At 38.2% G+C, this 13,674-nt stretch carries 12 protein-coding genes, 1 pseudogene and 1 riboswitch; of the genes and pseudogenes, 1 reads left to right on the plus strand and 12 read right to left on the minus strand.

Translation table 11 applies throughout. From position 1 onward, the window contains the following. Positions 1 to 234: 234 nt before the first annotated feature. On the minus strand, positions 235 to 1,659 hold the full coding sequence (locus tag BHF70_RS07005; RefSeq protein WP_075759573.1) for a uracil-xanthine permease family protein: 1,425 nt from the start codon (positions 1,657 to 1,659) through the stop codon (positions 235 to 237). Between the two features lie 468 nt (positions 1,660 to 2,127). On the opposite strand from BHF70_RS07005, the gene BHF70_RS07010 reads away from it, so the two are divergent. Then, a complete protein-coding gene (locus tag BHF70_RS07010; protein ID WP_075759574.1) occupies positions 2,128 to 3,534 on the plus strand; it encodes an amidophosphoribosyltransferase in 1,407 nt (468 codons plus the stop codon). 62 nt (positions 3,535 to 3,596) lie between these two features. Here the strand turns inward: BHF70_RS07010 and cytX are convergent, their stop codons facing one another. From cytX to BHF70_RS07060, 11 genes and pseudogenes are all read right to left on the minus strand, one after another. Further along, positions 3,597 to 4,766, minus strand: coding sequence for a putative hydroxymethylpyrimidine transporter CytX (cytX, locus tag BHF70_RS07015; RefSeq protein ID WP_075759575.1), 1,170 nt, complete (start codon positions 4,764 to 4,766; stop codon positions 3,597 to 3,599). Further along, positions 4,766 to 5,584, minus strand: coding sequence for a bifunctional hydroxymethylpyrimidine kinase/phosphomethylpyrimidine kinase (gene thiD / locus BHF70_RS07020; protein ID WP_075759576.1), 819 nt, complete (start codon positions 5,582 to 5,584; stop codon positions 4,766 to 4,768). The genes cytX and thiD overlap by 1 nt, the downstream gene beginning before the upstream one ends. Before the next feature lie 173 nt (positions 5,585 to 5,757). Then, positions 5,758 to 5,866: riboswitch (TPP riboswitch) on the minus strand. A 101-nt stretch (positions 5,867 to 5,967) separates the two neighbouring features. Continuing rightward, on the minus strand, positions 5,968 to 6,855 hold the full coding sequence (locus BHF70_RS07025) for a LysR family transcriptional regulator (protein ID WP_075759577.1): 888 nt from the start codon (positions 6,853 to 6,855) through the stop codon (positions 5,968 to 5,970). A 15-nt stretch (positions 6,856 to 6,870) separates the two neighbouring features. Beyond that, a complete protein-coding gene (locus BHF70_RS07030) occupies positions 6,871 to 7,788 on the minus strand; it encodes a thiamine pyrophosphate-dependent enzyme (RefSeq protein ID WP_075760550.1) in 918 nt (305 codons plus the stop codon). 34 nt (positions 7,789 to 7,822) lie between these two features. Next, positions 7,823 to 8,209 (minus strand): hypothetical protein, encoded by a 387-nt coding sequence (locus BHF70_RS13110; protein WP_330390973.1) that lies wholly within the window; start codon positions 8,207 to 8,209, stop codon positions 7,823 to 7,825. Positions 8,210 to 8,299: 90 nt separating this feature from the next. Further along, a pseudogene (gene porA / locus BHF70_RS13115) lies at positions 8,300 to 9,004 on the minus strand (pyruvate ferredoxin oxidoreductase); the annotation flags it as partial. A 1-nt stretch (position 9,005) separates the two neighbouring features. Further along, complete coding sequence (locus BHF70_RS07040; RefSeq protein ID WP_075759578.1) at positions 9,006 to 9,308, minus strand: 4Fe-4S binding protein; 303 nt, start codon at positions 9,306 to 9,308, stop codon at positions 9,006 to 9,008. Between the two features lie 68 nt (positions 9,309 to 9,376). Next, positions 9,377 to 9,958, minus strand: a complete 582-nt coding sequence (locus BHF70_RS07045) for a 2-oxoacid:acceptor oxidoreductase family protein (protein WP_075759579.1) — start codon at positions 9,956 to 9,958, stop codon at positions 9,377 to 9,379. Positions 9,959 to 10,182: 224 nt separating this feature from the next. Next, positions 10,183 to 10,476, minus strand: a complete 294-nt coding sequence (locus BHF70_RS07050; protein WP_192846101.1) for a hypothetical protein — start codon at positions 10,474 to 10,476, stop codon at positions 10,183 to 10,185. 11 nt (positions 10,477 to 10,487) lie between these two features. Next, complete coding sequence (locus BHF70_RS07055; RefSeq protein ID WP_075759580.1) at positions 10,488 to 11,864, minus strand: YeiH family protein; 1,377 nt, start codon at positions 11,862 to 11,864, stop codon at positions 10,488 to 10,490. A gap of 420 nt (positions 11,865 to 12,284) precedes the next feature. Next, positions 12,285 to 13,613 (minus strand): uracil-xanthine permease family protein, encoded by a 1,329-nt coding sequence (locus BHF70_RS07060; protein WP_075759581.1) that lies wholly within the window; start codon positions 13,611 to 13,613, stop codon positions 12,285 to 12,287. Positions 13,614 to 13,674 lie beyond the last annotated feature (61 nt).

Below are 13,674 nucleotides of genomic sequence, written 5' to 3' on the forward strand. Positions count from 1 at the left end.
GCTATCAACTCCCTGTATCCCTCAATTATGAGGGACTTGCTCCGCTTTGCGTGCCGATGTGTGGCAGTTTTAGCTGCTTTCCTTTGCACATCGTGCACATCTGCGCGAAGCGTTTTTTATTACATAGGAAATTCAAAAGAATTTCCTATGTAATAAAAAAAATACTTTGGATACCATTATATCATCCTTTTGATATCCAAAGTACATATATTCACAACCTATACAAAACAAACTTTACTGATTTTCCGGCAGCACAATATTTAGAATAATTGCCACAAAAGCTGCAGGAACGATTCCTGATCCTCCAAATATTAACTGTATATAATATGGGAAAGTACTTGTTGCTGCTGCTGTTGATCCAATTCCATATCCTAAACCTAATGCTACAGAAACAATGGTAATCTCTCTGGCTCCCATTGGATTCTTGGTAATCAGCTGAATACCAGAAACAACAATAGACGCAAACATCATTACGGCAGCTCCACCAAGAACAGACTGTGGCATAATGGATACAATAGCTGCGATTTTAGGGCAAAATCCACAGAGAATCAGGAACAATGCACCCATAGACAAAGCCATTCTGTTTACAACCTTTGTCATGGAAACCAACCCAACATTCTGGCTAAAAGATGTATTCGGAAGAACACCAAATAAAGCTGCCAGTGCTGATCCCAATCCATCACAGATTACCCCTCCGGAGAGCTCTGTATCTGTAGGCTCACGATCCATACCGCCTTCAATAACTCCTGAAATATCCCCAACTGTTTCTACTGCAGTTACAATGAACATGATTATAATTGGAAGAATTGCTGCAGGGTCAAAAATCAATTTTATCTCTGAAAGTTTACCAAACCCAATAAAACTCGGCAGAGAAAACCATGCTGCATCTTTAATCTGCTGAAAGTTTACAACCCATGAATATGTATATTCTACGCCTTCAGCATTTACTCCTGTTGTAGGCAGAACAAGAGTCATAATCGCTGCCGCAACATATCCTACTATAATACCAATCAGTACAGAGGCACTGCTGATCATGCTCTTGGAATCGAAAAAGTGTTTTAATACAAGAATCACGATTAAAACCAGACATCCTAATCCTAAGTTATAAGGAGATGCATAATCTGCAACACCATTTCCGCCACAAAGGTAATTAATACCTACACCAATCAGTGAAAGTCCTATTGCCATTACCACACTTCCTGTAACAACCGGAGGGAAAAATTTACGCAAAGGTTTCAAAAAAGCTCCCAGAATTCCTTCAAAAACTCCTCCGATCAGGGAAGCTCCCATGATCGCACCATAACTTAATACTCCTCCACCTAAGGTTGCAATAACACTTTGGAATACTCCCAGAAATCCAGAACTTGTTCCCATGATAATTGGTACTTTTCCCCCACAAGGTCCAATGGAAAACAACTGAATCAATGTTACGATTCCCGCAATTGTCATTGCATTCTGCAGTAACGCAGTTCTCAATTCTGCAAAACCTGCATCCACAGTCAGACCACATGCTCCCATAATAATAATAATTGGGGTCAGATTCCCGACAAACATCGCCATAACATGCTGTAACCCAAGTACAATCGCATTGGAAAGGGGAATTTTCCCTTCAAATTCATAGGGAGATGTATAGCAGATTTCTTCTGATTTTTTTGTCATAATTCTCTCCTCTTTCAAAAAAAAGACCTGTCTAGAACTAATCTAAACTAAGCCTCTTTGCATCAAGTAAAATATAATCTTTTTTATGTAGCGATTATAACAAACTGTTAAAAAATCGTCAAGAAAATTATAATCCCCATCCGAATACACCTCCTGCGTTCTGCGTGCACATCCGCGCGGAGCGTTTTTTATTACATAGAAAATTCAAAGGAATTTCCTATATAAAAAAAGAAAAACGAGTACACCGTTTCTTTCAGTTCTCGTTCTCCTTTAACCATGTATCATTTCACCAACGTTTAAACATTGCGTTGTCGTTATATTTATTATAATAATTTTCTATTAATAAATCAACTCATTTCCTTGTTACCGGTCTGCGATTTGGTTATAATAGAAATAGACTCAAGGAATTATACTCATATTAAAAATATTTTTACCAAATAAATTTTTAAACAGGAATTGGAGGATATTATGGGCGGATTTTTTGGTGTAACTTCAAAACAGGATTGTGTTTTCGATTTATATTTCGGAACAGATTATCATTCTCATTTAGGAACCAGACGTGCCGGTATGGCTGTCTATAGTAAAGATGATGGCTTTGACCGTGCCATTCACAATATCGAAAATGCACCTTTCCGTACAAAGTTTGACAAAGATGTAAATACTATGCATGGATACATGGGAATCGGCTGCATTTCTGATTATGAACCGCAGCCATTGATTGTTCGCTCTCATCATGGAACCTACGCTATTACAACTGTTGGTAAAATTAATAACACCGATGAAATCATTCAGCAGATGTTTCATTCAGGACACACTCATTTTCTTGAAATGAGCGGCGGTGACATCAATGCAACAGAATTGGTAGCATCAATTATCAATCAGAAAGACAACCTGATTGAAGGTATCCAATATGCACAGGAAATTATTGACGGTTCAATGACTATTCTGCTGCTGACTCAGAAAGGAATCTATGCTGCAAGAGATAAAATGGGACGAACTCCGGTTGCCATTGGAAAAAAAGATGATGGTTTCTGCCTCTCTTTTGAAAGTTTTGCATACCTGAATCTTGGATATACAGATTTCCGTGAACTTGGTCCTGGAGAAATTGTTATTATGACACCAGAAGAAGTTCGCACATTGGTTCATCCAGGAAAAGACATGAAAATCTGCACATTCCTTTGGGTGTATTATGGCTATCCTTCTTCATCCTATGAAGGAATCAGTGTTGAGGAAATGCGTTACAACTGTGGTAAAAAACTGGCTCAGCGAGATGACGCTTCCCCTGATACCGTTGCAGGTGTTCCCGATTCGGGAATTGCCCATGCCATTGGATATGCAAATGAATCCGGTATTCCATTTTCCAGACCATTTATTAAATATACTCCAACCTGGCCTCGTTCTTTTATGCCAACGATCCAGAGCAAGCGAAATCTTATTGCAAAAATGAAACTGATACCGGTTCATGATTTAATCCAGAACAAAAGTCTCTTATTAATTGATGATTCCATCGTAAGAGGAACTCAGCTTCGTGAAACAACAGAATTTCTTTATCAGAGCGGTGCAAAGGAAGTTCATATTCGTCCTGCATGTCCACCATTATTGTATGGCTGCAAATATTTAAACTTCTCTCGTTCATCTTCTGAAATGGATCTGATTACTCGCCGAATTATCAAGCAGATTTCCGGAGATTACAAAAATGTTCATCTGGATGCTTATGCAAACCCTGATACACCGGAGTACCAGGCAATGATCAATGAAATCTGTAAACAATTGAATTTCACTTCCCTTCGCTATCATCGTCTGGATGACATGATTGAATCTGTTGGACTTGATCGAAGCAAGTTATGCACTTATTGCTGGGACGGTAAAGAATAAAAATAATAAAAACGCTTATCTTTCAAAACATGAGAGATAAGCGTTTTCTAATATCTGATCTATTATTTTCTATCAAAAATCTTACTTACAATAAGACATAAGATAATGGTAATTACCATATCCGGTAAAGTATTTCCAACGATGATGTCTACAGTCATAAGATAGCGATACACAGCAAATCCTATAACCCAGACAATCATATCCGGAACACTGACTGTTTTTTTGCTATTATCACGATCCATTAAAAAGAAGTTTGCAATCTGAATAGCAATCATTGGTGCAAATACAGAACCGATCAAATATAAAAAGTTTGTAATATTGTCCATTGGATATACAATGGCAGCAATTGTACCAATAACAGTAGCAACAACTGCAACCCCTTTTCCATTGATTCCTGATACAATTGTCTCGCTGGAAATACCTGCAGAGTATGCATCAAGGAATGTGGTTGTTACTGTTGAAAAGATGATGATCAGCAATCCTGCGATTCCAAGGCCTGCTTTTACCATGATTTGCGCAATATCATACTCTCCTGTGTAAATAGCTGCACCCATTCCAATCACATACATCCAGCTACTGACAAGTCCATAAACAACTGCACTGACTGCTGTTGCTTTTACAGGCTCTTTGGCTTCTCTTGTATAATCACTGATCAACGGAAGCCATGATAAAGGCATTGCAACAGAAAGCTCCACAGCTGCACCAAAAGTCATGCTATCATCCATAGCAGCTTTGACCACTCCCTGGTCAAAGAAAATAACTTTACAGAGAATCAAAGTAAGAATAAATAATGCCGTCATAGCAACAGTATTGATTTTCCCTAAATTTGTAATTCCAACAACGATCCAGAGAATAATCAAAGCACCAATTACAAGACACCAGATCCATCTTCCAATATTCAGTGCCCCATTAGCTGCCAATGCTCCATCATAAATCATAATAGCAGTCCATCCAACCAGCTGCAGCACATTTAAAAACGCAAACAGCAGACTGCCCTTCTGTCCAAAGCTCATTTTTACTGTTTCCATGGCACTTTTGCGGACTTTTCCACCAATAACTCCTGCCAGAAACAGCATAAGACATCCTATAATATGTCCAATAATAATTGCCTGTAACCCTTTTGAGAATCCAAGAGGTGCCAGATAAGTCCCTGTGAGAATTTCAGCGATGGAAACTCCTGCACCAAACCAGATCAATCCGTTGTCAAATAAAGAAGTTCGTTTTGTGTCCATTATTTTTGTTCCTCCCCAGCCTCTTTTGTATATTCACCTTTTAAATCAAATCCATGATCCATAGGACCACTTCCTGCTCCAAGATCAAGCATTGCTGCCAATGCTCCAGAAATGTAAGCTTTTGCACGTTCTACAGATGTATCCAGATCAAATCCTTTTGCCAGATTTGATGCAATAGCACTGGATAGCGTACACCCTGTTCCATGGGTATTGGAATTATCAATTCTTTTCCCGTAGAACCATTTATATTCTCCATCACGATAGAGAAGATCATTTGCATCATTTAACTGATGTCCGCCTTTACAAAGCACTGCACAATGATATGTTTCACTAATCTTCTTGGCTGCCTCGATCATATCTTCCTCAGAGGCAATCTTCATATCAGATAATACTTCTGCTTCCGGAATATTTGGAGTCAGTATACATGCCAATGGAAACAATTCATCTTTTAATGTTCCAATTGCATCGTCACTAATCAGCTTGGAACCGCTGGTAGCTACCATTACCGGATCCACAACAATATTTTTTGCATTATAAGCTTTTAGTTTTTCTGCTATTTTAATAATTAAAGGACTGGAAGAAACCATTCCGATTTTAACTGCATCCGGATAAATATCTTCAAATACTGCATCCATCTGCTGTCCTAAAAATTCTGGACTTACTTCCATTATTCCTGTTACGCCGGTCGTATTTTGTGCAGTTAAAGCAGTGATTGCACTCATGGCATAAACACCATTGGTAATCATTGTTTTCATATCTGCCTGGATGCCGGCGCCTCCACTGGAATCACTTCCAGCGATTGTTAATGCTGTTTTCATAATCTCTCTTCCTTTCTGCATTAATTTTATACAGCGACATAAAGTGGTGCCCCCAGTTTGCCGCTTTTCTATTTATAGAAAACATTTTCCTATAAAAGAACAGAGTGGACAAGTCCGCTTCAATTTCCTATGTACAAAAAGAAACGGATATGCCGCCATGGGCATATCCGCAAATATTTATCCTGCTATATCCCTACGTTGGCATTATCCACATCAGGTCACGGGTCAAGACTATACAGTCTACTCTCAGCCTGCTTTCTGCAAGCTCCCCTTTCTAATTTATCATTGACATTATATACCCGGAAGCATGGAAATTCAAGGTGATTTTAAATGCCGATCCTTTATAAAGCAAAAACCCCCAGGAATTTTCCTGAGGATCTGCTTTATTTCTTAAATTCTTTTTCCTGATATTTCTTTAATATATGATTGTACATCATACGGACTGCCGGAGCCATAAAGTCTGGATTCATAGTGGCAATTCCTATGATTCGGCTTGCCTCCGGATTAATCGGATAACAATCCACTTCATATGGTATATCATGCATTACCAGTTCCGGCATTAAGCAGATTCCAAAACCTTTTTCCACCAGTGCTATGGTAGAAAGATCATCTACCACATGATAATTGGATTGAACCTGTAAAGAATTTTCCTTAAGAAAATTCTGTATATCTGCATCTGTACTGTCTCTCTGAGTTACAAACTGATAATTTTTCATTTCTTCAATATCCATATATCCTTCTGTCCCAGTCCTTTTGGCTGCTTTAGGAAGAACACACAATAAAGGATCTCTGTACAAAGGCTCTATTGGCAGATCTTTTGCACTGGACACAGATAAAAATCCCAGGTCCACCACACCTTTTTTTATCCAGTAAAACACATCATCATAGGTTCCTTGAAATACTTCTATCTCAATCTCTGCATATCTTTTTCTAAAAGAATGCAGTATCTCTGGCAGCCAGCTGGTACATACACTGGAAAAGACTCCGATTTTTACTTTTCCCTGCTTTAATCCATTTAAATCTGCAATTACCTGCTGAAGACTTTCATCACTGTTTAGTACAGCATTCACATATGGCAGAAGCTGCTCTCCATAGTTTGTCAGCGTTACCCCTGCCTTGCTTCTGGTGAGAACGGAAAAGCCAAGTTTACTTTCCATGGAAGAAATGGTATGGCTGATAGCTGATGGTGTAAGTCCAAGTAAATCTGCTGCTTTATGAAAGCTGCCAACTTCCGCAATTGTCTTAAATACCTGATAGGTAAGTAATGTCATGAAAACTCTCCCTGTTTATCGATTGCATTTATACAGAAGATCTTCCCATCTTCTATCTACTTCTGCCTGGAACTGTTCAATTAAATGTTCATTTCCTGGTTTAAATAAATGTTTGAATCTTCCCTGTGGTCTTAGAAAATCTTCAATTGGAAGTTTTTTCTTTGGTTCATATGTCAGATTCCATTTTCCATGGTCTACCTCAAACATTGGCCAATAGCATGTTTCTACTGCCAGACGGCAGATTTCCATAATATCCTCTGTATTATAACGCCATCCTCTTGGACATGGTGTCATAATGTTCAGGAAACTTGCTCCTTCTGTATAAATAGCTTTTTCTGCTTTTTTATGTAAGTCATTAAAATTTAATGTAAATGTACTCTGTCCTACATAGGCAACATCATGATCTGCAATAATACTTGCCAGATCTTTACGATTCTGCATCTTACCATTTGACTGGGTTCCTGATGGTGTTGTTGTAGTATCTGCAAACATAGGTGTTGCAGAGGAACGCTGAATACCTGTATTCATATACGCACCATTATCATAACATACATATACCATATCATGTCCACGTTCCATGGCACCAGACAAAGACTGGAATCCGATATCATAGGTTCCGCCATCTCCACCAAACGCAATAAATTTATAATTAGCATCTTCTGGTAATTTTCCACGTTTTTTTAGCGCTTTATATGCTGTTTCCACACCACTTAAAGTAGCTCCTGCATTTTCAAATGCATTATGAATGTAACTGTCTTCCCATGCTGTATATGGATACATGAAAGAAGACACTTCCAGACATCCCGTTGCGTTGGCGATTACTGCATGATCTCCTTCATGCAGTGAACGCAATACTGCACGCACTCCAATAGTAGCTCCGCATCCGGCACACATACGATGCCCTGGTGCAAGACGCTCCGGTTTATTCATCATTTCTTTTATATTATAACTGCTCACAGCGATCCTCCTATTTACGTAATCCGATGTACTTAAACTGCTCGACTTCTTTTCCATTTTCTACATGATCTTCTAATTCAGCAAAAATATCATATACATTCTGCACTGTAAAATCACGCCCTGCCAGCCCGTAAATGTAATTGACAGTATCAATCATAATCTTCTTTCGGAAAAGGCCTGCGGTTACTTCGCTTCCTAAAGGTCCGCCGTTTCCATTGTAGCTTTCTGTACGATCCATAATAGCAACAGCTTTTGCATTTTTCAATGCATCTGCCAGCTCGTCTGCCGGGAATGGACGGAATACGCGAAGTTTAATAACTCCAACTTTCTTTCCTTCTGCTCTTAAATCATCCACTGCCTGTTTTGCAGTTCCTGCGGCAGATCCCATGATCAGCATAATATAATCTGCATCTTCCGTCTTGTATTCTTCAAATAATCCATAACTTCTTCCGGAAATTTTTTCAAATTCTGCGGCAACCTGTAAAATAACTTCTTTAGCATTTTCCAGAGCAATTTCCTGATTCTTCCTTGCTTCCATTGCATAATTGGTTACTGAATAAGGTCCTACAGCAACTGGTTTCCCTGGATTTAATAAAAATTCTTCCGGTCTATATTCTCCAACAAAGTCTTTAACTTCCTGATCTTCCAGCAATTCAATATTTTCCACTGCATGGCTTGTAATAAATCCATCCTGACAAATCATAATCGGAAGATGTACATCAGCATTTTCCGCAATTGGATATGCCTGGATAAAGTTATCATAAGCTTCCTGGTTATTTTCTGCATAAATCTGGATCCACCCGGTATCTCTTGCACCCATTCCGTCTGAATGGTCACAGTTAATATTAATAGGTCCTGATAATGTACGGTTAACCAGTGCCAGTGCAATCGGCATACGATTGGATGCCGCCAATAATAATTCTTCCCACATAAGGGCAAGACCTGCAGAAGATGTAGCTGTCAGTGTTCACGCTCCTGCTGCTTCTGATCCAATGGCTGCACTCATGGCTGAGTGTTCACTTTCCACTGGAATAAATTCTGTGTCAACTGCCCCATTTGCAATATAGGTTGATACCATCTGAGGAATTTCTGTCGATGGTGTAATTGGGAATGCAGGCATAACATCCGGATTAATCTGACGGATTGCGTAAGCCACCGCCTCATTACCTGACATACGATCTTTTTTTGCCATCTTATCTTCCCTCCTTCATTTCAATTGCATAGAAAGGACATGCTTTTGCACAAATTCCACATCCTTTACAATGGTCATAATCAAATTCAACTCTTTCACCATCTTTTAACGGTATACTGGAATCAGGACAGACCATAGAACAAACCAGACAATCCCTGCACAAATCTTTGTTGAGAATCGGTGTTCTTGTTCTCCATTCACCGGTATTAAAATATTTAGAAGTTCCCCCAGCAAACATCATCAGACCTTCTGTCAGTTCCTGATGAGGAGTCTGCTCATTAATCTTATGTATATCTGTTCTCATATTTTTTCTCCATTTTTTCTATCATTTTTCCTGTTTATTAATCATTCATAAGCCGTTATTCTTATAGTCTATAACACATCTTTCAATGTTTCATATGTCATTTCCAGTGCCTGCATGTTTCCTTCGATGACTTCCGGTTTCTTTGCAAATTTATGCTGATATGAAACTCTCATTTCGGATATGAAATCCTCTTTTTTCATGATACCGCTGACTGCAACTGCTGCTGCAAGCATTGGTGAATTTGGAAAGTTTTTACCTAATGCTGCTACAGAAATCTTTCTGGCGTCTACGGTATACACATTTCCTGTATATCCATTTAAAAACGGTTTTATCTCTTCCGGTTTTTTTGGTGTGTTAACAATAATTGCTCCTTCTTCCTTTAATCCTGCAGTTACATCTACAGAATGAAGTAATGTTTCGTCTACTACAACTACCAGCCCTGGTGTGTAGATATTAGAATGCACTCGAATCACTTCATCGCTGATTCTGTTATAAGCAGTAATCGGGGCTCCCATTCTTTCCGGTCCATATTCCGGGAATCCCTGTACATATTTTCCTGTTTTAAATGCCACATCTGCTAAAAGCAGGGCTGCCGTTTTAGCACCCTGTCCGCCACGTCCATGCCATCTGATCTCAAGTCCGTTGTTCATGGTTACTTTTCTCCCTTTTCATTTTTCTTTTTTATTCTGTAATGAATTATTTTCACGTTCAAGTTGTACTTTTTTCAGCAATTCCTATTATATTACAAAATCCCACATTATAACTTGAAAATATGAATATATTTCATCATAAAGTTGAATTATTTTCATCAATGTTATAAAGCTTTTCTGAATCAGAAAAAAGCGACAGCCTCAGAGCTGTCGCTTTTAGATTATTATTTTTTATCAACCCAAATCCATAGCCGGTACATGATATATCCCCAGATTAAAAATAAAGTGATTAGTACCCACATAGGAACCGGACTCGTATAATAATTTCCATTTACATATTTCGCAAACTGTGGAATATCCGCATAATAGTAGGCACCTGCACCAAAATCAAGAGAATCAATCAGCCCTAAATGCCTGCTCATAATATAAATTCCATAAATAACTGCAAAAATAAAACTTCCTATACAAAATCCATTACATATTTTTATATATACAGGCGTTTTCTTTTCGTTCTTCATATTCCTTCCTCCTATGCTGCAATATTTGGAAGAGGGAAGAAATGTCCGGAAAGTAAAACCCATACTACTATAAATGTCAAAACAATATTAAATATTTGTCCTATCACATATAAAGTTAATGGTTTCCCACCTTGCATCTGCTCTTTAATTTCACGGAGATTTGTATCCAATCCAATACTGGTAAATGCCAGCACAAATGCCCAGTTTTTATACTGATCTAACACACTATTAATTGCAGCAACTTTTTCCTGACCTGCCAGTGGCTGTACTATAAAGGATGCAATCAGGGAAGCTGCAAAAAATCCTAAAATAAACTTTGGAAGACGATACCAGATTTCAGCAGCTGTAATTTTACGTTCTTTCTGATCTCCTTTTTCAACATGTGCTGTAAAAAACACTGCAACTGCAAATGCAATAAATCCAATAAGGATATTCTGAATAGATTTTACTAAAACTGCAGATGTCTGTCCAAGCTGCCCCAGTGCAGTTCCTGCTACAGTTACAGCTCCAGTAGAGTCTACGGTTCCACCGATTAATGCTCCACCCATCAGTCCACCTAAACCGATCGCCTTAATAATGATTGGCTCCAGAACCATCATAAGAACTGTAAAAATAATAGAAATAGATACTGCCAGAGACAAATCCGTCTTTTTCGCCTTACTTGCCGCTCCTGTTGCAATTGCTGCACTTGTTCCACACACAGATGTTGCTGTTGCAAGAGTAATCACCAATGGTTTATTATCTATTTTTAATACTTTTGTTCCAAAAAACCACATGAAAATTATAACAGTAGGTGTTACCAGCCATGCAATTCCTAAGCCATAAAGTCCAAAATTTACAATATTAGAAAATAATACAGAAAATCCCATAATCACTAATCCGGCTTTAATATAAAATTCTGTTTGCACTGCCGGTTTCAGCCAGTCTGGAACACCAATTGTATTTGCAATCACTAATCCAACAGCCAAAGCAAAAAAGGCCCATTCCAAATAACGATTTAATGTGTATTCGGCACTAATTAATCTTACAATTACTGCAAGAGCAAAAATACCTGCATATGCCGGAACATAGGTTTTTGCTGAAGTCCCTCTTAACACATTTCCTACTGTAAATAAAACTCCGAGGACGACTGCTGTTAAAATTAATCTAAAAACCAATCCTGCTGACCAGATGCTTGCTAAGCTGACTCCATTTCCCCATGTATCAAATTTAGCTGCACTGAAATCAAATGCTCCCGTTAAAACTCCCACAGAAGCTGCAATAATGACAATAAAACCAATCCACACTGCCAGCCAGTCTTCTGTATGGAATAACTCCGATGATTTAAATTTTTCTGTTGTTACAATATCGTTCGGTGCTGAAACACCTGTAGCTGCTGTATAACTCATATTCATATCCTCTCTTTTCTCTATTATCCAAAATCAACTTTATTATTTTCTCAAATGCTTTTTATCGTATTCTTTCTGCACATACAACATCGCATTATCTCCTTGATACTCACTTCGCATTTAAATAGTTCCGTCTTTTGCATATTGTATGCCTCCTTTTCATTAATTTTAAAAACAGTAGAAAACAAAAATCAAAGCCCTCAAACATATATCCGAAATTCTTGTTTCCCTGTTATTTGATTTACATTGTTTTCCTATCTGTTTTGTATGAAATGAATTATAACCATAAAATATTCATATGTCAATAGTTTTTTCTAAAAACAAAACTGACAAGTCCGCTATCAGCTCCCTATGTAAAAAAAATAGAAGAGACCTTAAATGTCTCCTCTATGATATATCACCCATATTATTTTATAATTTTTATGCCTCAGCTTCCGGTGCTGCTTCCATATTCTTTGGAAGTATCAAATTCAGAATAACAGCTACCAGAAAGACAACTGCAACACAGTTTTCAGCAAAAACATTTTCCACGATCTGTGGAAAAATACCAAATATTTCAGGAACCTGTGTAAATCCGATTCCAGTACTTAAAGATAATGCAGCAATGGTTATATTTCTCTGAGAATAACCACATTTGCTCATCATCTGCAGCCCGCTGATTACGATTGTTCCAAACATCATAATCGTGCAACCTCCTAATACAGCATCTGGTAAAGTTGCAAGTATCGCACCAAATACCGGGAAAACTCCCGCAAGAATCATGATAACTGCTCCTGTTGCAATAGTAAAACGATTTACAATCTTTGTCATTGCTACAAGTCCTACATTCTGGCTAAATGATGTAATCGGCAGACAGCCGAAAACGGAAGATAATGCACTGATAAATCCGTCACATGCCAAAGACCCGGAAATCTCTTTTTTTGTAACTTCTCTTCCCAGTCCTGAATTGGCCAGTGCCGATGTATCCCCTATGGTTTCCGTCGCTGATACCAAAAAGATAAGTACTACAGAAATAATAGCATTGGCATTAAATTCTGGTTTAAATGGCATAATCGATGGCAATGCTATAATCGATGTATCCTTTATCGCAGAAAAGTCTACAACTCCCATTGCAAATGCTACAATATATCCCACAATCAGTCCAACAAGAACTGACAGCTGCTTCCAATATGATTTTGCAAAAATATTAAAAAGAAGACAGCATAACAATGTAATGGTTCCAAGAATCCAGTTGGTTGCAGAACCAAAAGTTTCACTTCCGCTTCCTCCTCCAAAAGAGGTTGCTCCAACTGATAATAAGGAAAATCCAATTGCTGTTACTACACTGGCAGATACGATTGGAGTAATTATTTTCGTCCAGTATTTAGCAAACAAACCTAAAAATCCTTCTATTATACCACCTACTAAAACTGCCCCGACAATGGCATTATATCCATATGCAGGCCCCACATAACACATAACGGAAACAAAAGTAAAACTGATTCCCATTACAATAGGAAGTCCTGAGCCAACTTTCCATATCGGGAATAGCTGAATTAATGTTCCAATCCCTGCAATAACCATGGCACTTTGAATCAGCATGGCACTTTGTTTTGAATCAAGCCCGCTGGCACCTGCAACAATAAGAATCGGAGCAATATTGGCTACAAACATAGCCAGTATATGCTGCAATCCAAATGGTATTGCTTTCCCAACAGGAACTTTTCCTTCTAAATGATAAATGTTTTCAATACTTGCCGTTTTTTTCATTCTCTCGCATACCTTTCTTTCATTTGTATCAGAGTATCAAATTTTATATTATCTGACAAGT

Source organism: Anaerostipes sp. 494a (genome assembly GCF_001940315.1).
GTDB classification, from domain to species: Bacteria; Bacillota; Clostridia; order Lachnospirales; family Lachnospiraceae; genus Anaerostipes; species Anaerostipes faecalis.

Bases quoted from the DNA above. Each gene is read 5' to 3' on its own strand.
- BHF70_RS07005 (WP_075759573.1), bottom strand. From the start codon at position 1,659: ATGACAAAAAAATCAGAAGAAATCTGCTATACATCTCCCTATGAATTT.
- BHF70_RS07010 (WP_075759574.1), top strand. From the start codon at position 2,128: ATGGGCGGATTTTTTGGTGTAACTTCAAAACAGGATTGTGTTTTCGAT.
- cytX (WP_075759575.1), bottom strand. From the start codon at position 4,766: ATGGACACAAAACGAACTTCTTTATTTGACAACGGATTGATCTGGTTT.
- thiD (WP_075759576.1), bottom strand. From the start codon at position 5,584: ATGAAAACAGCATTAACAATCGCTGGAAGTGATTCCAGTGGAGGCGCC.
- BHF70_RS07025 (WP_075759577.1), bottom strand. From the start codon at position 6,855: ATGACATTACTTACCTATCAGGTATTTAAGACAATTGCGGAAGTTGGC.
- BHF70_RS07030 (WP_075760550.1), bottom strand. From the start codon at position 7,788: ATGATGAATAAACCGGAGCGTCTTGCACCAGGGCATCGTATGTGTGCC.
- BHF70_RS13110 (WP_330390973.1), bottom strand. From the start codon at position 8,209: ATGCTGATCATGGGATCTGCCGCAGGAACTGCAAAACAGGCAGTGGAT.
- BHF70_RS07040 (WP_075759578.1), bottom strand. From the start codon at position 9,308: ATGAGAACAGATATACATAAGATTAATGAGCAGACTCCTCATCAGGAA.
- BHF70_RS07045 (WP_075759579.1), bottom strand. From the start codon at position 9,958: ATGAACAACGGACTTGAGATCAGATGGCATGGACGTGGCGGACAGGGT.
- BHF70_RS07050 (WP_192846101.1), bottom strand. From the start codon at position 10,476: ATGAAGAACGAAAAGAAAACGCCTGTATATATAAAAATATGTAATGGA.
- BHF70_RS07055 (WP_075759580.1), bottom strand. From the start codon at position 11,864: ATGAGTTATACAGCAGCTACAGGTGTTTCAGCACCGAACGATATTGTA.
- BHF70_RS07060 (WP_075759581.1), bottom strand. From the start codon at position 13,613: ATGAAAAAAACGGCAAGTATTGAAAACATTTATCATTTAGAAGGAAAA.